The 22,803-nt window shown below is 67.8% G+C and carries 21 protein-coding genes; 9 read left to right on the plus strand and 12 right to left on the minus strand.

The genetic code is table 11. The features are described 5' to 3' along the window. The first annotated feature begins 4 nt into the window (after positions 1–4). The 3 genes from AB0L70_RS19760 to AB0L70_RS19770 all read left to right on the plus strand — a co-directional run bounded on the left by AB0L70_RS19760 (position 5) and on the right by AB0L70_RS19770 (position 2,443). Complete coding sequence (locus tag AB0L70_RS19760; RefSeq protein ID WP_363685985.1) at positions 5–625, plus strand: bifunctional 4-hydroxy-2-oxoglutarate aldolase/2-dehydro-3-deoxy-phosphogluconate aldolase; 621 nt, start codon at positions 5–7, stop codon at positions 623–625. Between the two features lie 19 nt (positions 626–644). Continuing rightward, positions 645–1,583 carry a sugar kinase gene (locus tag AB0L70_RS19765; protein ID WP_363685987.1) on the plus strand — a complete coding sequence of 313 codons (939 nt, stop codon included), beginning with the start codon at positions 645–647 and terminating at the stop codon, positions 1,581–1,583. A gap of 146 nt (positions 1,584–1,729) precedes the next feature. Continuing rightward, on the plus strand, positions 1,730–2,443 hold the full coding sequence (locus tag AB0L70_RS19770) for a poly-gamma-glutamate hydrolase family protein (RefSeq protein ID WP_363685989.1): 714 nt from the start codon (positions 1,730–1,732) through the stop codon (positions 2,441–2,443). Here the strand turns inward: AB0L70_RS19770 and AB0L70_RS19775 are convergent. Beyond that, positions 2,440–2,730: an antibiotic biosynthesis monooxygenase gene (locus AB0L70_RS19775; RefSeq protein WP_363685991.1), complete on the minus strand. Its 291-nt coding sequence runs from the start codon at positions 2,728–2,730 to the stop codon at positions 2,440–2,442. The genes AB0L70_RS19770 and AB0L70_RS19775 overlap by 4 nt on opposite strands. 65 nt (positions 2,731–2,795) lie before the next feature. Further along, positions 2,796–3,329, minus strand: a complete 534-nt coding sequence (locus AB0L70_RS19780) for a helix-turn-helix domain-containing protein (protein ID WP_363685993.1) — start codon at positions 3,327–3,329, stop codon at positions 2,796–2,798. 55 nt (positions 3,330–3,384) lie between these two features. Between AB0L70_RS19780 and AB0L70_RS19785 the strand changes: the two genes are divergently transcribed. Beyond that, entirely contained in the window at positions 3,385–4,284 is a 900-nt protein-coding gene (locus AB0L70_RS19785) for an alpha/beta fold hydrolase (protein WP_363685995.1), read from the plus strand. On the opposite strand, the gene AB0L70_RS19790 is transcribed toward AB0L70_RS19785, so the two are convergent. The 3 genes from AB0L70_RS19790 to AB0L70_RS19800 form a co-directional block, all read right to left on the minus strand. Next, complete coding sequence (locus AB0L70_RS19790) at positions 4,273–5,739, minus strand: ATP-binding protein (RefSeq protein WP_363685997.1); 1,467 nt, start codon at positions 5,737–5,739, stop codon at positions 4,273–4,275. The two genes, AB0L70_RS19785 and AB0L70_RS19790, sit on opposite strands and share 12 nt — an antisense overlap. Next, on the minus strand, positions 5,739–7,400 hold the full coding sequence (locus tag AB0L70_RS19795; protein WP_363685999.1) for an FAD-dependent oxidoreductase: 1,662 nt from the start codon (positions 7,398–7,400) through the stop codon (positions 5,739–5,741). The genes AB0L70_RS19790 and AB0L70_RS19795 overlap by 1 nt, the downstream gene beginning before the upstream one ends. Before the next feature lie 102 nt (positions 7,401–7,502). Next, complete coding sequence (locus AB0L70_RS19800) at positions 7,503–9,257, minus strand: glycosyl hydrolase family 18 protein (protein ID WP_363686002.1); 1,755 nt, start codon at positions 9,255–9,257, stop codon at positions 7,503–7,505. A 208-nt stretch (positions 9,258–9,465) separates the two neighbouring features. Here AB0L70_RS19800 and AB0L70_RS19805 point away from each other — a divergent pair, with 208 nt between their 5' ends. Beyond that, positions 9,466–12,462, plus strand: coding sequence for a S8 family serine peptidase (locus tag AB0L70_RS19805; RefSeq protein WP_363686004.1), 2,997 nt, complete (start codon positions 9,466–9,468; stop codon positions 12,460–12,462). Between the two features lie 42 nt (positions 12,463–12,504). Here AB0L70_RS19805 and AB0L70_RS19810 read toward each other — a convergent pair whose 3' ends face one another. From AB0L70_RS19810 to AB0L70_RS19825, 4 genes are all read right to left on the minus strand, one after another. After that, positions 12,505–12,981: a helix-turn-helix domain-containing protein gene (locus tag AB0L70_RS19810; RefSeq protein WP_363686006.1), complete on the minus strand. Its 477-nt coding sequence runs from the start codon at positions 12,979–12,981 to the stop codon at positions 12,505–12,507. Further along, positions 12,978–14,228, minus strand: coding sequence for an MFS transporter (locus AB0L70_RS19815; RefSeq protein WP_363686008.1), 1,251 nt, complete (start codon positions 14,226–14,228; stop codon positions 12,978–12,980). Before AB0L70_RS19815 ends, AB0L70_RS19810 begins: the two co-directional genes overlap by 4 nt. A gap of 100 nt (positions 14,229–14,328) precedes the next feature. Then, the gene (locus AB0L70_RS19820) at positions 14,329–15,099 is read right to left on the minus strand and encodes a helix-turn-helix transcriptional regulator (protein ID WP_363686010.1); all 771 of its coding nucleotides are present in this window, start codon (positions 15,097–15,099) and stop codon (positions 14,329–14,331) included. Positions 15,100–15,225: 126 nt separating this feature from the next. After that, positions 15,226–15,627: a hypothetical protein gene (locus AB0L70_RS19825; RefSeq protein ID WP_363686012.1), complete on the minus strand. Its 402-nt coding sequence runs from the start codon at positions 15,625–15,627 to the stop codon at positions 15,226–15,228. Positions 15,628–15,897: 270 nt separating this feature from the next. Between AB0L70_RS19825 and AB0L70_RS19830 the strand changes: the two genes are divergently transcribed. Beyond that, entirely contained in the window at positions 15,898–17,082 is a 1,185-nt protein-coding gene (locus tag AB0L70_RS19830; RefSeq protein ID WP_363686014.1) for a helix-turn-helix transcriptional regulator, read from the plus strand. A gap of 10 nt (positions 17,083–17,092) precedes the next feature. Next, a complete protein-coding gene (locus AB0L70_RS19835; protein ID WP_363686016.1) occupies positions 17,093–18,220 on the plus strand; it encodes a branched-chain amino acid aminotransferase in 1,128 nt (375 codons plus the stop codon). A gap of 1 nt (position 18,221) precedes the next feature. Here the strand turns inward: AB0L70_RS19835 and AB0L70_RS19840 are convergent, their stop codons facing one another. Further along, positions 18,222–18,632: a nuclear transport factor 2 family protein gene (locus AB0L70_RS19840; RefSeq protein WP_363686018.1), complete on the minus strand. Its 411-nt coding sequence runs from the start codon at positions 18,630–18,632 to the stop codon at positions 18,222–18,224. A 58-nt stretch (positions 18,633–18,690) separates the two neighbouring features. On the opposite strand from AB0L70_RS19840, the gene ligD reads away from it, so the two are divergent. After that, positions 18,691–19,671 (plus strand): non-homologous end-joining DNA ligase, encoded by a 981-nt coding sequence (ligD, locus tag AB0L70_RS19845; RefSeq protein ID WP_363686020.1) that lies wholly within the window; start codon positions 18,691–18,693, stop codon positions 19,669–19,671. On the opposite strand, the gene AB0L70_RS19850 is transcribed toward ligD, so the two are convergent. After that, complete coding sequence (locus AB0L70_RS19850) at positions 19,668–20,288, minus strand: TetR/AcrR family transcriptional regulator (RefSeq protein ID WP_363686022.1); 621 nt, start codon at positions 20,286–20,288, stop codon at positions 19,668–19,670. The genes ligD and AB0L70_RS19850 overlap by 4 nt on opposite strands. 85 nt (positions 20,289–20,373) lie before the next feature. Between AB0L70_RS19850 and AB0L70_RS19855 the strand changes: the two genes are divergently transcribed. Further along, a complete protein-coding gene (locus AB0L70_RS19855) occupies positions 20,374–21,729 on the plus strand; it encodes an FAD-dependent monooxygenase (protein ID WP_363686024.1) in 1,356 nt (451 codons plus the stop codon). On the opposite strand, the gene AB0L70_RS19860 is transcribed toward AB0L70_RS19855, so the two are convergent. Continuing rightward, on the minus strand, positions 21,717–22,793 hold the full coding sequence (locus tag AB0L70_RS19860) for a substrate-binding domain-containing protein (protein ID WP_363686027.1): 1,077 nt from the start codon (positions 22,791–22,793) through the stop codon (positions 21,717–21,719). The two genes, AB0L70_RS19855 and AB0L70_RS19860, sit on opposite strands and share 13 nt — an antisense overlap. Positions 22,794–22,803 lie beyond the last annotated feature (10 nt).

Genomic DNA, 22,803 nt, shown 5'->3' on the forward strand with positions numbered 1-22,803 from the left:
TCCCATGGATCTGCTTGCCGAACTCCGGAACCGCAAGATGCTCGCGATCATCCGCGCCGACGGACCCGACCGCGCCCTGGACTGCATCCGCACCCTGGTCGAGGCCGGGATCACCGCGCTCGAGGTCTCGCTGACCACGCCAGGCGCGATGGAGGCGATCGCCAAGGCGCGGTCCGAGTACGACCCGTCCATCCTGATCGGCGCCGGCACGGTCATCACCCCGGCCCAGGCCGACGAGGTCGCCGCAGCCCGGGCCGGTTTCGTGGTCACGCCGGCCATCACCCAAGGCACCCACCGCAGCATTCAGTTGGGCCTGCCCGTCCTGTGTGGAGCCCTCACGCCCACCGAGCTGGTCGCGGCCCTCGACCTGGGCGCCACTGCGGTCAAGATCTTCCCCGCGAAGCTTCACGGACCGGGCTACTTCAAGGAACTCCGAGCGCCCTTCCCCGACGCTCCGCTCATCGCGGTCGGCGGCGTGGACGCGAAGTCGGCCCCTGAGTACCTGGCCGCCGGAGCACTCGCGGTCGGAGTCGGCTCCCCTCTGCTCGGCGACGCCGGGACCGGCGGTCCGCAAGCAGACCTGGCCGCCCGTGCGGCCGCCTTCCGCACCACCCTGGGTATCTGACCTCACCTCGGAGTCTGAGATGACCGATCTCCTCACCCTCGGCGAGACCATGGTCTCGCTGCGGACCGCCCGGCCGATGCGACTGGGCGGGGACGCGCACCTGTCGATCGCCGGCTCCGAGACCAATGTGGCGATCGGGCTGTCCCGGCTCGGCCATCAGGCCGTCTGGGTAGGTGCCGTGGGCAACGATGAGCCCGGCCGGCTGATCCAGCGGACCCTGCGCGCCGAAGGCGTCGACACCAGCCGGTTGCGGTTCTCCGAGGACTCGTTCACCGGGTTCATCGCATTCGACCAGCCGTCGCACGACATCACCCGGGTCAGCTACCACCGCCGCGGCTCGGCCGGCTCAACCCTCAATCCGGACGAAGTGGTCGCCGCCCTCGAAGCGACTCGACCCAGTCTGCTTCACGTCACCGGCATCACCCCGGCTTTGTCGGATACCACTCGCGCCGCGACGTTGGCCGCCGTACGCACGGCTTCTGCGGCGGGGATCCGGGTCTCGTTGGATGTCAACTACCGCGGCCGGCTCTGGTCCCGCGCCGACGCCGCGACCGCGCTGCGCGAACTCCTCCCCCACGTCCACACCGTCTTCGCCTCCGACGACGAACTCGATCTCCTGACCGACTCCCCCGACGCAGCCACCGACCTCCTCGCCCACGACACCATCGACCAGGTCGTTGTCACGGCCGGCGGCAAGGGTGCCTGGGCACACTCGTCCGACGGCACCATCCACCGGCCCGCCCTCCCGGTGACGGTCGTCGACAGCATCGGCGCAGGCGACGCGTTCGTCTCCGGCTACCTCTCCGCCGCCCTCGACAACCTCTCCCCCGAGGCCCGCCTCGACCGCGCCACCACCTCCGGCGCCTTCTGCGTCACCGCCCTCGGCGACTGGGAATCCCTCCCCACCCGCGACGATCTCCACCTCCTCACCCACACCCACGGCACCGCCCTGCGCTGACGTACCGAAGAACAGGACGTAGTCGTCTACGCATACCCCCGGCTGAGCGTGAGCTCGACCAGATCTACGTGCGGATCGGCACTACTACCTGTCCTTACGTACGCCGAACCGTGGCTCATCCCACCCAGCAGGCGCAAAGTGGAGGGATGGCGTACCCCTGCAACACGGCCCTGTACGCCGACCCCGCGCTGACCGAAGGTGTCGACTACTCGCGGCGGTACCGGCGGCACGAGTGGTTCGACGACGACCTCTCCCAGCAGTACGCCGTCCAGCGCACCGTGATCCTGGCCCCGCACGGCGGCGGCATCGAGACCGGTACGTCGGAACTCTGTCTTGCGATCGCGGGCTACCACCCAGCTGATCTCACCCCGACCCCAGCCGACGGACCGCTCCACGACTACTGGATGTTCGAGGGCCTGCGCCGTCTCGGCAACGGCGCGCTCCACGTCACGTCGACGGGCTGCGACGACCACGTCGCCCGCGCGTTGGCAGCCGGCTCACTCAACGCCCTCGGCCTGCACGGCTGTACGACGTTGCAGGCCGAGTTGCCCGACGGCACCCAGGCCGTCCTCGTCGGCGGCCGCAACCCAACCTTCAAGTCTCACCTTCTCACCAGGCTCAGCGCTGCCGGTCTGAACGCCGTCGACGCCGCGTCCATCCCCGACCTGGCCGGTGAGGAACCCGCCAACATCGCCAACCGCACCCTGCTCACCACCGGCGCCCAGTTGGAACTCACCACCCCGCTACGCCTGGCGATGTTCGGCACCAACACTCGGGCCGAGCGCAAGAACACCACCCTGCCGCTCTTCTGGTCCTTCACCTCCGCCGCCCGCGCCGCAGTCGCCGACCTCGAGGCCTAGTGTTCGTCGACGACCTCACCGTTCACAGCGGTGGAGTCCGAGGTGAATTCCCAGGCTGCGGCAGCCTCGGGGCTTTGCGCCAGGGGGAACGCCGCGGCCATCGCCTGCATCGACTCCCAGTGCCAGGTGTCGGTGTAGGTGCCGTCGTCGAGGCGGACCAACCGTGTGGAGGTCAGACCGGGGTGAGCCGAGCGGATCAGGTCGATCACGGCCGCGCGGCGGGTGCGGAACTCGTCCAGCTTCTCAGGCTCCACCTTGAAGGTGTGAACCCGTACGACTGCGTTCATCAGCTTCTCCTGCTCTGTGGGGTTATGTCGTCCTGACGTACCCGAGCACGGAGATGTGACAGGCCTCAGTCCTGTTCCTCCACCGGGAACAGGATCGGGCTGAGCAGGTACCGCGACCGGTCCGGCGCGGCCTGATTCCCCAGCACGGGCAGGATCGCCGCCCGCATCCCCTCGATCAGCTGCTCCAACTCCTCCCGGCTGAGCCAGATCCCGTGCTGCCGATAGCCGACGAGGTCCTCGATCGGATCAGCGTCGTCGTGATCGAGGTAGGAGTTGAACTCGGCGATCAACGCAGCCATTGCCACGGCGAACCCGTGCCGATGGTCATCCGCGGTCAGCTGCGCCACCTGCTCGGCACTGATCGAGGCCCGCTCCACCCGCAGCCGGAACCGCCGCTCGACCGCGCCGCGCACCCGGCGTTCGTCCGCAACCTCGAGGATCCCGCCCCCGGCGAGCAACTCGACGTGCCGGTACAGCGTCGCCTTCGAGACATCCGCGATCCGCACACCCAGCTCGCCGGTCGTCAGCTCCCGACCACCCCGCAGTGCGTGCACGATGCGCAGCCGGACGGGATGACCCAGCAGTTCCAACGGACCCATGGCGCAACGATCTCACGTCATGCTACCTTTCTCAATCTCCGAGAAAGGTGAGTCGATGACCGCTTGGACCCAACCGCCGTACGCCGATCCTTCGCTCTTCGTCGAGCAGGACATCACCCTCGAGGCGGACGGCCGCACGGTGCCGGGAACGCTCACGCTGCCGAAAGAGCACCCGCGCATCGGCGTCGTGCTGCTCGCCGGCGGTGGTCCGTTCGATCGGGACGAGACCGCCGGGCCGAACAAGCCGCTCAAGGATCTCGCGTGGGGTCTGGCCAGCCGAGGTATCGCCGTGCTGCGCTTCGACAAGGTCACGGCGAACCGGCCCGAGGCGATGACCGAGCCCGGGTACACCATGACGGCGGAGTACGTGCCGCATGCGATTGCCGCTGTACGCGCTCTCCAACCGCACGTCGACCAGGTGTTCCTGGTGGGCCACAGCATGGGCGGGAAGGTGGCGCCGAGGATCGCGGCGGAGGAACCGTTGGTTGCCGGGCTGGTGATCATGGCCGGCGATACGGAGCCCATGCACCATGCCGCTGTACGAGTGTTGAGGTACCTCGGCGTGCCAACGGAGGTCGTCGAACAGTTCGCGCAGCAGGCTGCTGTGGTTGACAGTCCGGAGCTCGCCGTCGACACACCAGCACAGGAGCTGCCGTTCGGGCTACCGGGATCGTTCTGGCTGGAGTTGCGCGAGTACGACCCGGTCGCCACCGCCGCTAAGGTCGACCGGCCGATTCTCATCCTGCAGGGCGGTCGCGACTACCAGGTCACCGTCGCCGACGACCTGCCCGCGTGGCAACGCGGCCTTCCCGATGCCACGGTCGAGGTCCTGGCGGCCGACAACCACCTGTTCTTCCCCGGCACCGGACCCTCGACGATGGCCGACTACGAAGCGCCCCAGCATGTGGATCCCGAGGCGCTGACCACCATCGTCAGTTGGTTGCTACGACAGTAGCGCCGGGTCCGACTCGAGCTCCCGCTCCGGATCCAACGGCAGGATGATCTTGAAGCGGGTGTTGCCTGGCTCGGATTCCACCCGCAGGTCGCCGTGGTGCTTCTTCACCACGATCCGCCAGGAGATGTCGAGACCCAGGCCGGTGCCCTCGCCGATCGGCTTCGTGGTGAAGAACGGCTCGAAGATGCGGCGCCGGATCTCGTCCGGGATGCCCGGGCCGGTGTCGCCGATCTCGACGACCGCGTAGGCGCCGTCCCGCTTGGTGCGGATCGTCAGCGTGCCCGATCCACCCATCGCGCTGACCGCGTTGTCGATGATGTTCGTCCACACCTGGTTGAGCTCGGCGGCGTACGCCGGGATCGCCGGCAGGTCCGGATCGAAGTCCTTCACGATCTCGAGGCCCTGCAGCTTGCCGGACATCATCACCAGCGTCGACTTCAGCAGCTCGCGCAGATCGATGGTCTGGTACGGCGCCCGGTCGATCTGCGAGTACTGCTTGGCCGCACCCACCAGCGTCGAGATCCGGGTGACGGAGTCGTCGATCTCGTTCATCAGCGACTCGGTGTCGATCGTGTACATCAACCAGCGCACCGCGCCCTCGAGGTACGCCGGACCGACCGCGGTCAGCACGTCCTCCATCCAGTCCACGTCCAGACCGGCCGCCGCGAGCACCGGCGCGACATCCCAGCTCGCCTGCACGTCGTGGTCGTCCAGCCAGTCGGTCAGCGTGTCCTCGGCGTCGGACAACTCCATCGGCGGGATGTCCTTGTCCTTGGTCTTCTCCAGCCGCTCGACCGCATCATCCTGCAGTTCGACGATCTTGTGCAGCTTGGTCGCGTCGAGGGTGCCGTCGGCAAGCATCGCCAGCTTCGACCGCATCCCGGAGACCCGCTGCCGCAAGGTCGCCGCGGCCCGGACCGCCGCCGCGGCCGGGTTGTTTAGCTCGTGGGTGAGGCCGGCCGACAAGGAGCCGAGGGCAAGCAATCGCTCGCGCTCCCCCAGCGTCTCGTTGGTCCGCCGCATGCCCATCACGAAGCCCTCGATCAGGTGCACGGCCATCGGGAACCAGGTGTTCATCATCGTCGCCATCGCCTCGGCGCCGATCACGTAGAACTCCGACGGCTCCGTCACCTGCATCGTGGCCGTGTAGGACTTGTGGTCGGCGGCACCGAAGAAGGCGTTGAACGCACCGGAGTAGACCCCGCGCTGCGTGGTCCGGTTGATCTCGACCAGTTCACCGTGCGAGAGCTTGCACAGCCGGATCCCGCCGGAGAGCAGGACGTAGCAGCAGGTCGCCTCGTCGCCCTCGTTGAACACGGTCCCGTCGTTCAAGGTCTCGACGTGGCCGGTGTCGGACAGCCACTGCAGCTGCTCTTCGGTCAGGCTCTCGAACAGGAACAGCGTGCGCAGCTCGTCGGGGCTCAGCCGCCGCGGCTCCACTGTTTGGTCAGTCATCAGAGCATCTCCAGGTATCGGTGCACCAAAGTCACGGCCATCGCTCCGTCGCCGACCGCGGAGGCGACCCGCTTGACCGACTCCGCCCGTACGTCGCCGGCCGCGAACACGCCCGGCATGCTCGTCTCCAGGTGGTACGGCTCCCGCTCCAGGGCCCAGCCCGGCGGTTTGCCGTGCAGGTCCGGACCGGTGAGGACGAATCCACGCTCGTCGCGCTGCAGGTCACCCGGCAGCCAGTCCGTCCGCGGCGCCGCGCCGATGAACACGAACATCCACTCCGTGTCTACCTCGCGACTCTCACCGGTCGCACTGTTCTGCAGGATGACTCGCTCCAGATGCTCCGAGCCCTTGCAGGAAACGACCTGCGTGCAGGTATGCACCTCGATGTTGTCGATCCCGTCGATCTGGTCGATGAGGTACGACGACATCGTCGTGGTGAGCGATGGTCCTCTTACCAGCATATGCACGGTCTTGGCATGCCTGGAGAAATAGACCGCGGCCTGCCCCGCGGAGTTCGCGCCGCCGATGATGTAGACCTCGGCACCGGCGCAGGCGGGGCCCTCCGTGGTGGCCGAGCCGTAGTAGATGCCGCGGCCGCAGAGGTCGCCGACGCCGGGGGCCTCGAGGGTCCGGTACGAGACGCCGGTCGCGAGGATCACCGAGTGCGCCGAGATCTCGCTGCCGTCGGAGAACTGCAGCTTGCGCGCGTTTCCGAGCGTCTCCAGGCCGACCACCTGGCGAGCGGTCAGCAGTTCGGCCCCGAACCGGACTGCCTGCCGCCGGGCCCGGTCCGTCAGCTGTGCTCCGGACACCCCGTCCGGGAAGCCCAGGTAGTTCTCGATCCGGCTCGACTGACCTGCCTGACCGCCTGTCGCCAACTGCTCGACCAACACTGTCCGCAGTCCCTCGCTGGCGCCGTACACCGCGGCGCCAAGACCCGCGGGACCGCCGCCGACCACGACCAGGTCGTAGAACTCCTTGGCCGGCGAGGTCGACAGCCCGACCTTGTCCGCCAGATCGGCCTCCGACGGCGCAACCATGACCGTGCCGTCCGGGGTGATGACGACCGGGAGGCTCGAGCCGTCGACCTCGGCCGCGTCGAGCAGCCGCTTGCTCTCCTCGTCGTCCACGCTGAGCCAGCGGTACGGCACGGCGTTGCGGGCGAGGAAGTCGCGGGCCGCGAACGACGGCGCTGACCAGCGGTGGCCGATCACCCGGGTCTCGTCGGTGGACGGCTCCGGGGTCTCCTTCCACAGGTCGAGCATCGCGTCGACCACCGGGTAGAGCTTCTCCTCCGGCGGATTCCACGGCTTGAGCAGATAGTGGTCGAGGTCGACCACGTTGATGGCCTGGATCGCCGCGTCGGTGTCGGCGTACGCCGTCAGCAGGACCCGGCGGGCGAGCGGGAAGAGGTCCATCGCGGCCTCGAGGAACTCGATGCCGGACATCTGGGGCATCCGGTAGTCGGCCAGCAGCAGCGCCACCGGCTCACCGCGGAGCTTCAGCTCCTTCAGGGCGTCCAGCGCCTGGGCCGGGCTCTCCGCCCGGACGATGCGGTTGTCCTCGGCATACCGACGGCGGAGGTCACGGGCGATCGATCGGGATACGCCGGGGTCGTCGTCCACGGTGAGGATCACCGGGCGGGTCGTTGACGCTGTCATGCGTCCTTCATACCAGCGGAACCCTACAAACAGGGATCGTTAATCCACAGGCCGAATCCGGTCCGCGGGGGCTGGGCGCGGACCGGACACGGCCGGCCGGGTTCAGGGCAGTGCTGCGAGGTACGGCGCGTGGCTGTTCTGGAACTCCCAGTTGTAGTAGCGGTCCCAGTTGATCGACCACGTCATCAGCCCGCGGAACGCCGGGGACGCGCCGCCGCGGAGGCTGTATCCACCGCAGTTCTGGCCCTTCACCAGGCAGTCCAGCGCTTGGTGCACGGCTGCCGGGGCGGTGTAGCCGTTGCCCGCGCTGACTGCTGCCGGGAGCCCGAACCCGATCTGGTCCTCCCGGAGTCCGGGGAAGGTCTGGCCGGTGTTGGCCACCGGGAATCCGGCCTTGATCATGTCGGTCATCGCGATGTGGAAATCGGCGCCGCCCATGGTGTGGTACTGGTTGTCCAGCCCCATCACCGGACCCGAGTTGTAGTCCTGGACGTGCAGCACGGTCAGGGCGTCCCGCATCGCATGGATCACCGGCAGGTACGACCCGGTGCGGTTGTCGCCGCCACCCCCGCCGCCGTAGAACTGGTACCCGACCTGCACGAAGAAGGTCTCCGGGGCCATCGTCAGCACGAACTTCGCGCCGTACTTCGCCTTGAGCGTCTTCAACGCCGAGATCAGGTTCACGATCACCGGAGTCGTCGGGTTGCGGAAGTCGGTGTCCCCGGCGTTCAGGTACAGCGAGTGCCCCTCGAAGTCGATGTCCAGCCCGTCCAACCCGTACCGGTCGATGATCGAGCTGACCGAACTGACGAACGCGTCCCGGGCCGCTGCAGTGGTCAGCTGGACCTGTCCGTTCGCACCGCCGATCGAGATCAGCACCTTCTTCCCGGCGGCCTGCTTGGCCCGGATCGCCGCGATGAAGTCCGCATCGCTCTCCACGTTCGGGCACTCACTCGCCGGGCAGCGGTTGAACCGGATGTCGCCCGACGTCACCGACGTCGGTTCCCCGAAGGCGAGGTTGATGATGTTCCACTCCGCCGGTACGTCGGCCATCCGCACGTACCCGGATCCGTTCGCGAAGCTCGCATGCAGGTAGCCGATCAGCGCGTGCTTCGGCAATCCCGTGCTCGTGCAGCCTCCCGTCGTACCTGACGTGAAGGCCGACCTGGCTGATTCACCGACGCTGTTGTACGCCGCCACCGAGTACGTGTGACTGCTGCACGCCGAGAGCCCAGTGATCGTGGCTGTGGTTCCAGTGCCGGTCTGTACGACGCTTGTCCCTTCGTAGACCCGATAACCGGTGACTGTGCCGGTAGCGGCCGGCCAACTCAGTGAGATGGCGGAGTTCGTCGTACTGGTGACTGTCGGCGTACCGGGAGCGCTTGGTGCACCCGGTGTGCCTCCTGGTCCGTCCAAGCTGAAGTCATCGGCCTGGTACGCCGGTTGGCCGTACCACCCGTGCACATAGATCTGTGCGGACGTCTGACTCGCACCAGTAGTAAAGGACAGACTCAGCTGCGTGTAGCTCGCGGCCGATGGCGTCCAGGTGGACGTGCCACCGGTGACGCCCAGGTAGACGTACGAGCCACGGACCCAAGCAGACAAGGTGTACGACGTACTCGGCTGCACGGCGACCGTCTGACTGCACTGTGCGAGGTCGGAGCTCGTCACGCCACCGTTGAGCGCATAGCCACCGGTCCGGGTCGGAGTGGTGACGACCGAGCCGCCGGAGCAGGACCAGCCACTCAGTGAGCCCGTTTCGAAGCCGGGATTGGTCAGGATGTTCGCGGCCTGGGCAGGCACCGTGATGCCGGCCAGCAAGAGCCCAACGACAACAGCAAGCCATCGTGCACGCATGGAACCTCCTCGAGGGTCCATTTAGTAGAGATGCTCCATAACTACCGGGTCAATGCGTCGGCGCCGTCGGATACCCGACCCTGTCCGGAACCCGCCTCCGGTGAGTGGCAGGTTTTGGCCAGCGGCTAGTTGAAGCCAAAACGGTGTAGTCGCTGCGGTGGATTGGCAGGCTCTTCGCGACCCCGCCCGTCCCTCGTGGAGGCAATTCGTGAACCATCCCAACCTGCGCCGGCGCGCCGCTCTACTCGCCGGCGCCGTGCTGATCACCACCGCCCTGGTGACTCCACCAGGCACCGCACAAACCATCGCCGCACCGGCAACCACCCCGATGGGGCTGCCGAAGTTCGCACCCGGCCGGTACGTCGTCACTCTGGCCGACAACCCGGTTGCGACGTACCAAGGTGGCCAGAGCGGTCTCAAGGCGACCAAGCCCGCCGCCGGCCGCAAGGTGCAGGTCAACAGCACCGACGCCAAGCGCTACAGCACTTTCCTGGCCGGCAAGCACGCAGAGGTCGCGTCCCGCGTCGGCGCCAAGGTCTCCCACGACTACTCGACCGCACTGAACGCCTTCACTGCCTCATTGACCTCCCAGCAGGTCAACGAGCTCAGCAAGACGCCTGGCGTGGTCTCTGTCGCCCCCGACCAGCTGCGCGTCGCATTGGATGACCGCAAGTCGACCGACTTCCTGAAGCTGTCCGGCAAGACCGGAGTCTGGAAAGCACTCGGCGGTACGGCGGCAGCTGGCAAGGGCGTCGTGGTCGGCGTCGTCGACACCGGCATCTGGCCCGAGAGCGCATCCTTCTCCGGGCCCAAGCTCGGCACCAAGCCAGCGACTGCTGCGGACCCGTACCGGCCGTACCGCTCCGGCACCGAAACCGTTATGCAGAAGGCCGACGGCGACACGTTCACCGGCAGCTGTGAGGCTGGTGAACAGTTCACCGCGGACCTCTGCAACACCAAGCTGATCAGCGCCAAGTACTTCGGTGACGGCTGGCTCAGCGTCGTCCCGCCGGAGGGGCGGGCCGACTACGTCTCCCCACGTGACGGTGAAGGCCACGGCAGCCACACCGCCTCGACTGCCGCGGGCAACGCCGGCGTCGATGTCGCAGTGGGCGGCATCAACTTCGGCGCTGTGTCCGGAGTGGCGCCGGGCGCCAAGATCGCCGTCTACAAGGCACTCTGGGAAGGCAAGGACGGCGTGAACTCCGGCGGCTTCACCTCGGACATCCTGGCCGCGATCGACCAGGCCGTGGCCGATGGCGTCGACGTCATCAACTACTCGGTTGGTTCGATCTTCGAGTCCGCGCACACCGACCCGGTCCAGCTCGCGTTCCTGTCCGCGGCATCGGCCGGCATCTTCGTGTCCGCGGCCGGTGGCAACTCGGGTCCGGAGGCGTCCACGCTCGACAACACCTCGCCGTGGGTGACCACGGTCGGCGCCAGCACGACAGCGCCGTACGCGGGGACTGTGGTGCTTGGCAACGGGCAGAAGTACGCCGGGATCAGCACGAGCATCGCACTGCCGACCGGCAACAAGGCTCTGGTCAATGGGCCTGCTGTGAAGGCTGCTGGCGTTAGCGACTCGGATGCACTGGGTTGTCTGCCGGACACGCTCGACCCGGCTAAGACCGCCGGCAAGATCGTGGTGTGTGAGCGCGGTGTGGGTGCCCGAGTGGACAAGTCCGCCGAGGTAAAGCGTGCTGGTGGCGTTGGGCTGGTGCTGCTGAACCTGTTCGACCAGGACGCGCTGGGTGACTCGCACGTCGTACCGACTGTGCACCTGAACGTCCCCGACGCTCTGACCGTCAAGGCGTATGCGGCTGGGGGCAATGAGACGGCAGAACTCCTGCCCGGCAACAAGACTGGCGTCAACGAGCCCTACCCGCAGATGGCCGACTTCTCGTCGCGTGGACCGTCGGTGTCGAGCAACGGTGACCTGCTGAAGCCGGACCTCGCCGCACCTGGTGTGAACGTACTGGCCGCAGTCGCTCCGCCGACGAACGCCGGCCAGAGCTACGCGTTCTACTCGGGTACGTCGATGGCCGCTCCGCACGTGGCCGGTCTGGCGGCGCTGTACTTGGCCAAGCACCCGGACTGGTCGCCCATGGCCGTCAAGTCGGCACTCATGACTACAGCTGGCGACGTCCTCACGTCCACGGGCGCAGTGAACAGCAACCCGTTCGACCGTGGCGCCGGCGAGGTCCAACCGGCCAAGATGCTCGACCCGGGGTTGGTCTACGACTCCGGTGACGCTGACTGGCTGGGCTACCTCGAGGGCAGCGGAGTCAACACCGGTACGGGCGCACCCGCCATCGACCCGAGTGACTACAACACTCCGTCGATCGCGGTCGGCCAACTGCTCGGAACGCAGACCATCACCCGTCGCGTCACCGCAGTGACGCCAGGGCTGTACCGGGCGACCGTTTCAGTGCCTGGGATGAAGGCAGTGGTGACGCCGTCGATTCTCAACTTCACCGAGGCCGGTCAGACCAAGACGTTCAAGGTGAAGCTCACGCAGGACACCGCGCCGTCGGGTGACACCACCAGCGGCTGGCTGACCTGGCAGGGCGCAGGCAAGACGGTCCGTAGCCCGATTGCCGTCGTACCGACCTCTGTCCTCGCTCCGACTGCGGTGTCGGGCAGCGGTGCGACCGGCTCGGTGTCCTTCGAAGCGACCGCGGGGAAGGCGGGTACGCCGATCCGCTCCTACGGTGTGGTTTCGGCTCCGCTGGTGCCGGGCGCCGTACCGGCTGGTGCTGCGGATGCGGACCTGCCGAACTACCCGGTCACTGTCACCGCGGACTCCAAGGCGGTGCAGTGGAACATCAAGACCGTGGACCCGGCCGGCAGCATCTGGCTGGTGCTCTACAAGGTCGTGAACGGCCAGATGCAGCTGCTGTCGTTCGTCGGTGACGGCTCCAACCAGGCGTCGGCCAGCGTTGCGGCACCGGCTCCTGGGGTCTGGGGTGTTCTCGCGATCACCCTGTCCAACCCGCCGGGTGCAGACACCACGCAGTACACGATGCAGACCAACGTGGTGACGTCCACGTCGGGTGGCGCACTGCAGGTCAGCCCGTCGACCGCACCGGCCGCATTCACGCCCTTCCAGGTCACGGCGTCCTGGTCCGGGCTGCCGACCGGTCAGCGCTCCACCGGCTTCGTCGAGTTCCCGAACCGCGCGGGCACAGTGGTGACGATCAACTAGGACGAGTAAACGGCGGACCCGTCCTCAACGGGTCCGCCGTTCTCAGCGCCAGACACTGCGGTCGGCCGGTCCACCAGCAACGGGCTCGAAGACCACGTCCTCATCGGGGACCACGTGGCCGTCCTTGTCGACGAAGCCGACGTCGACCAGCTCCCTGGACGCAGTGCTCCGCCGGACCACGGTCGGACCGTCCGCACGCGGTACGTGCACATCGCCCCACTGCTGCAGGGCCGCGAGCACGAGCTTCAGGTCCACACCGGCCGCCGTCAGGTGGTACGACGACCGGGTCCGCTGCCCCTCCTCGTGGTACTCGCGCTTCTCCAGCAGGCCGGCCTCGATCAGCGCGGCCAGCCGGTTCGTCAGGATGTTCGGCGCGATGTGGAGGTAGTCGCGGAAGTCGGCGAACCGGGTGGTCCCGAGGTGGGCCTCACGCAGGATCAGAAAGCTCCACCGGTCGCCGACCAGCTCGAGCGTCCGGGCGATCGAGCAGTTCGGCCGGTTCGCCGTACGCGTGGTCATCGCGCCTCCTCCACCAACTCTCGGCCGCTCTGCACGGCTAGCGCACCCGCGGCTGCGATCACGAGCAGCGCCAGGCTACCGATCACGATCACGCCGAGCAGCAACGCCGTACCGAGTCCTGAGGCGGTCGCGACCAGGCCGAGGGTCAGCGCGATCGCACCCTGGAACATGTAGGCGACAAGGTAGACGGCTGAGACCGTGCCGCCGCGGTGGTGCGCCGGTGCGTGGGTGGTGATCAGTCCCAGACCGCCGGAGAACAACAGGCCGTAGCTGATGCCTCCCAGCACGGTCGTGACCATGAACAGCGGCAGTGAGTGCGTCCGGGCTGAGGCCTCGAGCAACGCGAGGTCCGCGAGGGTGGCGACCGCTCCGACGGCGACCAGTCGTCCCGCCGGGAAGCGGCGGCCGGCGATCGCGGTGACGCCGATCGTGACCGACATGATCGCGAGGACCAGGCCGATGACGAAGATGTTCGTCGTGCCGATCAGCTGACGGGCGACCTGGGCGCCGAGCGCGAGGAAGACCGAGCCGAACGAGTACGCCGCAGTCACCGCGGCGGCTGAGGCGACATACAGCAGGCGGATCCCCTTGGCGACCTTGATCGGGCGCGGCCGCCAGACACCCCGGCTCTCGTCCTTGGTGTGCCGTGGCATCTGCCAGACGAGGCCGAAGACAAGGGCGATCACCGCGAGCAGGACCCAGAAGTCCAGGTGCAGCGGTGCGGGTGCGTACTCGATCAGACCGCCGCCGACGATCGTCGCCAGCGACAGACCGGCCGCGGTCGCCGCGGTCGTGATGGACGAGGCCCGCGCGACTTGGCCACGGGCGCTGAACTCGACCACCGCAGCCGTGGCAGGTGTCAGAGCTAGACCGACGCCCGCGCCCATCAGTGCGCGACCGGCGTACACCCAGCCGACTGACGGCGCGATGGCGAAGAGGAGGACACCGGCGAGCATGGCGCCGACGCCGTACAGCATCGTTGCTCGGCGGCCGATGTAGTCGGACAGCTGTCCGAAGACGAGCAGGAAGACGACCAGGACCACCGGATAGACAGCGAAGATCGCGGTCGTCGCGGTGGGAGTGAGGTGCCAGGTCGATGCATAGAGCGGGTACGTCGTGGTCGGGGCCGCGCTAGTCCACAGGCTGATGCCCGCGACCGCGGCGGCGGTCCAGAAACTGGCCTTCCGGCTCAGCGCGCGGCGTGGCTGCGCGGCCGCCGTGACGGGCAGTTCGAGAGCAGAGGACATGCCGTTCCTTCCGGAGAGATCGCTGAGTTGCGCGATGCAATCCAGAACATCTGAGTTGCTCAATGCAATCCAGCTGCCTGAGTGATCCCCGTCACAGCCCTTAGATCCAGCGGCGGCGGGCAGCCTGAACGCCGGCCTGGAACCGAGTCTGAGCGCCGAGCGCCTCCATCAGCGCCCGGACCCGGCGCTGGGTCGTCCGCGGACTGATCCGCAACCGCCGGCTGATCATGTCGTCGGTCGCACCGCCCGCCAGCAACAGCAGGATGTCCCGGTCCGGCGATCGCAACGCCGGGACGTCGCCGTTCGCCAGCAGTGCCGGCATCGGAATCGCCAACGCCCACAACATCTCGAAGGTCGCGATCAACCCGTCGAGCAGTCCCGACGATCTGATCAGCAGGTTGGACTCGGCCGGCGCCCGCTTCGTCAGCCCGATCAGTGCGGTGTGGTCGTCCCCCACCGCCATCTTCATCGGCACCTGCGCCAGCACCCGGCTCACTTCACCAGCGGCCTGCAGCTCCGGCAGCACGCCCATGATGTCCTCGGACTCGAACACCTCGGTGCCGTAGATCGCCCGGTACTCGATCCCGTCGGCGAGCCGGTCCAGCTCGAGCTTCTGCTGTGTCGACGGCGGCGTCACGTACGGCGGCCGGTCCAGCACCCGCACCACGCTCCGGGAACCCTTCTGCAGCTCCTCGTACGCCCGGAGCAGAGTGGGTCCGTCCTCGATCAGCTCGATCTGATTGCCCTCCAGCACGGGCCGACCGCGCGCACCCCGCAGGTCGTCCGCCACATTGCGCAGCCGCGCCAACTGCGCGTCCAGCTCGTCCAGCGGATCCACCACCGCACCATCCACAACAGCACCATCCGCCACCGACACCACCCCTCCCGCGCCGCACCAAAACCACCACACACTAAACCGGATCAGCTCGCGCCTGACAGCGTTGTCTCAACGCTGTTGTCTCAACGCTGTTGTCTCGGCAGCCGGCGCAGCGGACGGTCAGGGGCCACAGCTGAGGCAGGGCCAGGGCCGGCCGCAGCGGGAACACAGACCGTCCACGCCTGGCGCCGGCAGCCACACGGTGTCCACTCGCTCCGCCGGAACCGGCGCCTTGGTGTCCCCGGGCGGCGGGGCCTTGATCGCCTCGGGTGCCGAGGTTTTGGTCGCGAGGGTGGGCACCTGGGGGAACCAGTGGATCTGGGTGCGGCCGCCGGTGCCGTGAGCTGCCAGCACAGCGTCGATCCCGCCGTCCCAGGTCGACGTGCTCGGCCACGGACCACGCCACCTGAGCGCCACGGCACCGTCGGACCACTCCACGCCCTCTGCGAGCGTGCCGGTCCCCCGCACACCGGAGGGGTCGGTGTGGCGGACCAGACGGAAGAGGCGAGCCTGTCGCTGCATCGTGTTCACCTCTGAAGCGTCGCCCAGCGCCCGCTGTGCACAACAGGTGTGGTCTGTGGGCTGTGCGAACAGCCCACACCCCTGACTGCCTCACGTGTGACTGCCCCACTCTGGACTGCCCCGTTGGACTGCCCCCGTTTGACTGGCCCACTTGGGCTTGCCGGCGTCGGGTCCGACGACATCGAGCTCTTTTGTCGATGGGGCCTTGTAGCTTCATCACCACGCACCGCAACCACCAGGCGGACGCAGCGCACGAACGGGGGTGATCCTGTGGCTGAAGCAGGGTTCGGTAGGCAGCTGAGGCAGTGCAGGCAGGCGGTCGGCTTGAGCCTGCGGCAACTGGCAGGCCGCGTCGGGTACGACCACAGCTATCTGTCCCAGGTGGAGCGCGGCCAACGCACGGGATCCGCCGACCTGGCCCGCCTCTGCGACCGCGAGCTCGGCACCGGCTCCCAGCTGACCGAGACGTACGCCGAAACGCACCGCAAGCCCCCGCCCACCGTCAAGCCATCGCTGGATCCGTTGGCAGCCGCGTGGCAGGACCTGACGAGTGGATACGGCGGAGCGGACGAATGGGTGGATCCACTCAGCGTTCCGCCCGGTCGAATGCTGCCGGAGCTGGTGAGCGAGCTGCGACAACTACAGGCCCGTGGGCCCGAAGCCGTGCCCACGTTCGCGGCCCGGGCGACACAGCGGTGTGCGCTGATCGCGGAGACCCTGACCGCCCTCGGTGAGCCACTCGGCGCGAGGCGTTGGTGGTCGGCCGGACGCGCGATTGCGGACGACTCGGGCGAGGCTTGGATCCGGAGTCAGGTGCGTGCCGCCGAAGTGACCAGCGGACTCGCGGAGCGACGGCCGTTGCCGCAGCTGCTGGAGCTGGCGGATGAGGCGTTGGCCCTTGCGCAGCAGGGATCCGCTCAACACAGCGTCGTGCTGCGGACACTTGCGGTGCGGGCGCAGGTGCTTGCGACGCTGGGTGCGGCGGCCGAGGCACACCGGGCGCTCCAGGAGGTACTGAGCTGCACCGATGCGTTGCCCACGGCAAGCACCTGCGAGATCGCGCCGTACCAGGTGCATGGTCTGGAGGGGCGAGTGTGCGCAAGCCTTGGGTACGGGACGGCTGGCTGTCTGCTGTTGGCGCGTGCGCTGGAGCTCTGTCCGGACGGGAGGCCGGGTGAGCGGGCCAGGCTGCAGGTGACCCAGGCGGAGTGCCTGGCGCTGGAAGGAGAGGTCGCCACCGCGCTGGCGCTGACCATGCGCGCCTTGGTCGAGCTCCCGGACGAGTGGCACACCTACTACCTGTACGACGATGCCGAGCGGGTGTTGTCCGCGGCGCGAGAGCGCGAGCCCGGGCAGCCCGCCGTGCGCGATCTTGCGGTGCTTTTGGAGCGCCGTGCGTACCAGCGCGGCCGGAGTGTGGGCAGCGGGTCGTGGTCGAGTGCGATCCGGGAGTAGCGTGCGCAGGGTGACAGCTGAGACGACGGTGACAGGCGCGTGGGACTTCCCGGTTGAGTTGCGGAGTGATCCGGCCAGTGCGGAGGCTCGGGCCGAGGTGCTCGCGAAGCCCTCGTTCGGGCAGCAGTTCACCGACCACATGGTGGTAGCGAACTGGACCGACGGACGTGGCTGGCATGACTCGAAGGTGACGGCGTACGCGCCCCTCAAGCTGAGTCCGGCCGCTGCTGTCTTCCACTACTCGCAGGAGATCTTTGAGGGTCTCAAGGCGTACCGGCACGCGGACGGATCGGTCTGGGCGTTTCGGCCGGAGCGCAACGCGGCCCGGTTCACTGCGAGTGCTGAGCGGCTCGCACTGCCGCAGGTCCCGGAGGACGCGTTCCTGGCGTCATTGCGCGCGCTGGTGACAGTGGACGAGCCCTGGGTGCCGTCTGCCGAGGACAGCGAGACAAGTCTGTACTTGCGCCCGTACATGATCGCCACCGAAGCCGCACTGAGCGTCCGGCCGGCTCGTGAAGTGCTGTACGGCGTCATCGCGTCGCCCGCGGGGCCGTACTTCGACACCGGACCCAAGCCGGTCTCCATCTGGCTCACCACCTCGACCATCCGCGCCACCCCCGGTGGGACCGGTGCGGCGAAGTGCGGTGGCAACTACGCCGCCAGCCTTGCCGGACTGGCCGAGGCAGTCGCCAACGGCTGCGAGCAGGTCGCGTTCGTCGACGCCGTCGAGCACAAGTGGCTCGAAGAGATCGGCAGCATGAACCTCTTCTTCGTGTACGCCGACGGCCGCATCGCGACGCCTTCGCTGAACGGCTCGATACTGGAGGGCGTCACCCGGACGTCCGTGCTCGACCTCGCGGCCGACCTCGGGCACAAGGTCGAGGAGCGGCAGATCTCCGCGGACGAATGGAAGGACGGCGTCAGCTCCGGTGAGATCACGGAGGTCTTCGCTTCCGGCACCGCCGCGGTCATCACCCCCATCGGCCGCGTCGCCTGGCCCACCGGCGACCTCACCATCGGCGACCACTCCGTCGACTACGGCGTAGGCCCGGTCACCCAGTCCATCCGCACCTCCCTCCTGGACCTCCAGTACGGCCGCACCCCCGACACCCACAACTGGCTCACCCGCCTGGCCTGACCTACGACAGCGGACGATCGAGGGCCTCCGCGACGGCGTACACGTTCACGTAGTCGCGGAAGTGCACGATCCGCCCGTCACGAACACGCAGTACGACGATGTTGGGAAGAGCGAACTCACGCCCGTTGGTCGTCGCCGTGCCAGTGGCGTCCTGCTCGATGACGATCACCTCCGGGTCGGCGGTCTCATGCACCACGACGTTGCGGTAGGCGTGATACTGCAGCGGGCTCTTCTCCCAGTTCGCCTGCAAGAACGCCTGGATCTGGTCGCGTCCCTCCAGCCGTGACGGCAGACCGGGCCGGGTGAAGGGGAACTCATGGACGGCGTCGTCGGCGTAGAGGTCGAGCATGTCTTCGAGTGAGTGATCGATCGCGGCCTGCTGGAAGCGCTCGAGGATTTCGCGCGGGGACATCTGGCTCCTCCGACTGAGGTTGATGGCTGTTGTCGGTTGGTGCGGTTAGGTTGAGGTTATGGCTGAGTCCAAGGGGAAGGCGAAGTCTCCGGCGATCGAGCTGGAGGTGGGTGAGCGGACGGTGCGGGTGTCCAATCCGGATCGGGTCTACTTTCCTGCCCGGGGTGAGACGAAGCTGGATCTGGTCAAGTACTACCTGTCGGTCGGCGACGGGATCGTTCGGGCCTTGCGGGAGCGGCCATGCATGATGCATCGGTTCCCGGAGGGTGTTGCCGGCGAGAAGGTGCACCAGAAGCGGCTGCCGCATGGGGCGCCGCCGTGGATGGAGACCGTGCGGGTGAAATTCCCGCGGTACAACCGGACGGCGGACGAGCTGTGCGTGACCGAGATCGCGCATGTCGCGTGGGCGGTGCAGATGTCGACGGTCGAGTTCCACCCGTGGAACTCCCGCCGCGCCGACACCGAGAAGCCCGACGAATGGCGGATCGACCTCGATCCGATGCCCGACTGCCCGTTCGATCGAGTACGCCGGGTTGCCCACGTCGCCCACGAGGTCCTGGAGGAGCTCGGTGCGGTCGGCTACCCGAAGACCTCCGGCGGTTCGGGGATCCACATCTACGTTCGGGTTGAACCGGCGTACGGATTCTCCGACGTACGGCGGGCTGCGTTGGCGTTCGCCCGTGAGGTCGAGCGGCGTGCGCCGGATGACGTGACCACGACGTGGTGGCGCAAGGACCGGGACCCGAAGAAGCTGTTCGTGGACTACAACCAGAACGCGCGGGACCACACGATCGCGTCCGCATACTCGGTCCGCGGTAATCCGGAAGGCACCGTCTCGACCCCGATCCGCTGGGACGAGGTGGACGACGTGAACCCGAAGGACTTCACCATCCAGACCGTCCCGCCCCGCTTCGCCGAGCTCGGCGACCTGCACGAATCGATCGACGACAACGTCTACTCCCTGGACACCTTGATGGAGTGGGCCGAGCGCGACGAACGCGAAGGCGCCGAGGAACCACCCCCGCCGGAAGACGACTAGCCGACGCCGGGCCGATTGCCGGCGAGACCGTGGTGGATCAGGCCGGTCAGGGTGTCGATCGCCTCTTCGTCGGTGATCGTCAGACCGTTGGCCGGGTTGACCACGAGCCAGGTGTAGGCGAAGCCCTCCATCAGTGCGTTCATCGCGGTGATCGCGACGTACGGCTTGGCGGGTGGGTCGGGCAGGTGGGTGAAGTGCTCGATCATGTGGGCGTCGTCGTCGGCCATGATCTGCTGCAGCCGGCGACCGAGCTCCGGATCGGCGATCGCCGCCTGTTTCACCGCGATCATCTCCGGCAGATGCGCCTGGTAGAACTCCCAGAACGCCGCCACATGCCAGCGGACCGCTGACTGCTTGCTGAAGTCCTCGTCGTGGCCGGCGACATCGAGCACGAGCTCGTCGGCCGACGCGAGCATGTCCTTCAGCAGCGCCTCGAGCAGCTCTTCCTTACCCGCGAAGTGGTTGTAGAACGACCCCGTCGCGCGGCCCGCGGCCGCGGTGATGTCGGTGATCTTCGTGGTCAGGTATCCGCGCTCGGCGAACACCTCACGCGCGGCCTGCTTCAGCGCCGCCTCGGTCCCGGCCGCCCGTTCCCGGCGGCTTACTGCGTCCGTCACGAGCAACCTCCTTGACAGCGAACCCTAGTCGCGTTCACACTGAATCTAAATTCAGTGAATCATAATTCACCCAAGGAGACCAGCCATGAACGTCATGATTGCGGGAGCCGGACCGACCGGACTGACCCTGGCGATCGACCTCGCCCGGCGGGGCATCGGCGTACGCCTGATCGACAAGGCGACCGAGTTCTTCGACGGGTCACGGGGCGACGGTCTGCAGCCGCGGACACTGGAGGTCTTCGAGGATCTCGGCGTACTCGACGAGGTCCTGCGGCAGAGCATCGCGATTCCGCTGATGAAGATCTACCTCGACGGCGAGCTGGTCGGCGAGCGCCGGATGGCCGACCCGGTCGAGCCCACCCCGGACATCCCGTACCCGAACGCCCGGATGCTCGGCCAGTCGCGCACCGAGAAGATCCTCCGCGACAAGCTCGCCGAGTACGGCGTGACCGTCGAACTCGACACCGCGATCGTCGGGTTCTCCCAGACCGAGGACTCGGTGACCGCCGAGCTCTCCACCGGCGAGACCGTCGAGGCCGACTACCTGGTCGGCGCGGACGGCGGCCGGAGCTTCGTCCGCAAGCACCTCGGGATCGCGTTCGAGGGTACGACCGACGAGTCGATCCGGACCCTGCTCGGCGATGTCGCGGCCGACGGGCTGGACCACGAACACGGCTACTGGTTCGCGACCAAGGCGAACCCGATGGCCGGGATCGCGCTGACTCCGCTCTCGGGCGGCGACCACTTCCAGTTCGGCGCTCCGCTCGACTCCGCCGACGCCGACACCTCGATCGAGGCCCTCCAGGAACTCGTCGACCGCTACGCCGGCCCCGGTGCGGCGAAGCTCCGCAACCTCACCTGGTCGACTGTCTGGCGGCCGAACGTCCGGCTGGCGGAGCGGTTCCGGGTCGGCCGGGTCTTCATCGCCGGCGACGCCGCACACGTGCACCCGCCGACCGGCGGTCAGGGCCTCAACACCGGTGTCCAGGACGCGTACAACCTCGGCTGGAAGCTCGCGGACGGGCGCGAAGAGGTACTGGCGACGTACGAGACCGAGCGCCGGACCAACGCGCTCCGGGTACTCGGGATCAGCGAGGACCTGATGCAGAAGCACGTCGACGGCGACGAGTCGGCGATGGAGCGTGGCGAGAACACCCGCCAGCTGGACGTGTCCTACCGGGACCCCTCCGACACCAGCCCGATCGCGGCCGGAGACCGTGCTCCTGACGCGCCTCTGGTCGATGCCTCAGGCAACAAGGTTCGTCTGTTCGAACTGTTCCGTGGACCGCACGAGACCCTGCTGCGCTTCTCCCCCACCAGCCCGTCGACCCACCCCCACACCGTCGACATCTCCCGCGACGCGTCCCCCGAAGCGTTCGCCCACTACCACGCGGCCGACGGCGACGAGATCCTGATCCGCTCCGACGGCTACATCGCCTGAGCCGTGTGGGCGATCTGTTCCTGGATCTTGAACTCGAGGCCGTCGGCGGCAGCCAGGTAGACATCCTGGTCGACCAGATTGCCGTCGAGGCGGAGCAGGCCGCGGGGGCTGTCGTAGAAATGACCGGTGGGGAGGGCGGCGACCGAGGACATCGCGATCGAACCGCTCACCTCGCCGAGGCGGGCCAGGAAGCGGATCGCCTCGTAGCAGGATTCGCCGACCGCGTTCAGGGCCGGGGCGAACGGACCGAAGCGGGCGCAGTACCGCTGGGCGAACTCACCGCTCTCCACGGTCTGCAAACCATCGAAGTACGCCGCGGCCGCATAGACGCCGTGATTGGCGTCTGAGCCGGCGCCGAGGAGCGTGTTCTCCTCGATCGCCGGGCTGAGGCGGAGCAGGTGATCGCTCAGCCCGGCGCGGGCGAACTGACGATTGAAATGGACCGCATCCTGGCCCATCAGGAGCATGATCACGCCGTCGGCCTTGGTTGCCTCAAGCTGGGCGATGACCGGGCTGAAGTCCTCAGTGCCGAGGGCAACATAGGTGGCGCCAACGACCTCAGAACTCGTTTCCTGCAAGGCTTCTTGAGCGACCGACGCGGTGGCGCGAGGGTAGATGTAGTCGTTGCCGACAACAACCCAGCGGCGGGCGCCGTGATGTTCGCGAAGCCACTGCGTTGCGGGGAGCAACTGGTTGATCGGGCGCTCGCCGAGCATGAAGACACCGGGAGTATCGTCGCTGCCCTCGTGCATCGCCGCGAAGGCGTAGACGACCCGGCCGCCGATCCGCCGGGTGATGGCGACGCGGACGGCCGAGATGTGCCACCCGGCGACCGCGTCGACCCGGCCGGAGTCGACCAGCTGGCCGACCTCCTCGGCCACGACCTCAGGCGAGCGGCCGGCGTCGACCTGAACGAGTTCGATCTGACGGCCGGCGATGCCGTTGCGGGCATTCAGTTCCTCGACGGCGAGCTGACAGCAGGCGAGACACGACGGTCCGTAGATCCCGGTCGGTCCCTGCACCGGGACCACGAAGGCGATCGACACCACGTCAGGCCGGCGCACGGTCACCTCC

The sequence above is a fragment of the Kribbella sp. NPDC051952 genome, assembly GCF_040680855.1.
Taxonomy (GTDB): domain Bacteria; phylum Actinomycetota; class Actinomycetes; order Propionibacteriales; family Kribbellaceae; genus Kribbella.

Coding starts and splice junctions, on each gene's coding strand:
- ligD (WP_363686020.1), top strand. CDS start 18,691: ATGGCTGAGTCCAAGGGGAAGGCGAAGTCTCCGGCGATCGAGCTGGAG.
- AB0L70_RS19765 (WP_363685987.1), top strand. CDS start 645: ATGACCGATCTCCTCACCCTCGGCGAGACCATGGTCTCGCTGCGGACC.
- AB0L70_RS19840 (WP_363686018.1), bottom strand. CDS start 18,632: ATGTCCCCGCGCGAAATCCTCGAGCGCTTCCAGCAGGCCGCGATCGAT.
- AB0L70_RS19795 (WP_363685999.1), bottom strand. CDS start 7,400: ATGACAGCGTCAACGACCCGCCCGGTGATCCTCACCGTGGACGACGAC.
- AB0L70_RS19780 (WP_363685993.1), bottom strand. CDS start 3,329: ATGGGTCCGTTGGAACTGCTGGGTCATCCCGTCCGGCTGCGCATCGTG.
- AB0L70_RS19785 (WP_363685995.1), top strand. CDS start 3,385: ATGACCGCTTGGACCCAACCGCCGTACGCCGATCCTTCGCTCTTCGTC.
- AB0L70_RS19815 (WP_363686008.1), bottom strand. CDS start 14,228: ATGTCCTCTGCTCTCGAACTGCCCGTCACGGCGGCCGCGCAGCCACGC.
- AB0L70_RS19775 (WP_363685991.1), bottom strand. CDS start 2,730: ATGAACGCAGTCGTACGGGTTCACACCTTCAAGGTGGAGCCTGAGAAG.
- AB0L70_RS19825 (WP_363686012.1), bottom strand. CDS start 15,627: ATGCAGCGACAGGCTCGCCTCTTCCGTCTGGTCCGCCACACCGACCCC.
- AB0L70_RS19800 (WP_363686002.1), bottom strand. CDS start 9,257: ATGCGTGCACGATGGCTTGCTGTTGTCGTTGGGCTCTTGCTGGCCGGC.
- AB0L70_RS19770 (WP_363685989.1), top strand. CDS start 1,730: ATGGCGTACCCCTGCAACACGGCCCTGTACGCCGACCCCGCGCTGACC.
- AB0L70_RS19760 (WP_363685985.1), top strand. CDS start 5: ATGGATCTGCTTGCCGAACTCCGGAACCGCAAGATGCTCGCGATCATC.
- AB0L70_RS19855 (WP_363686024.1), top strand. CDS start 20,374: ATGAACGTCATGATTGCGGGAGCCGGACCGACCGGACTGACCCTGGCG.
- AB0L70_RS19810 (WP_363686006.1), bottom strand. CDS start 12,981: ATGACCACGCGTACGGCGAACCGGCCGAACTGCTCGATCGCCCGGACG.
- AB0L70_RS19790 (WP_363685997.1), bottom strand. CDS start 5,739: ATGACTGACCAAACAGTGGAGCCGCGGCGGCTGAGCCCCGACGAGCTG.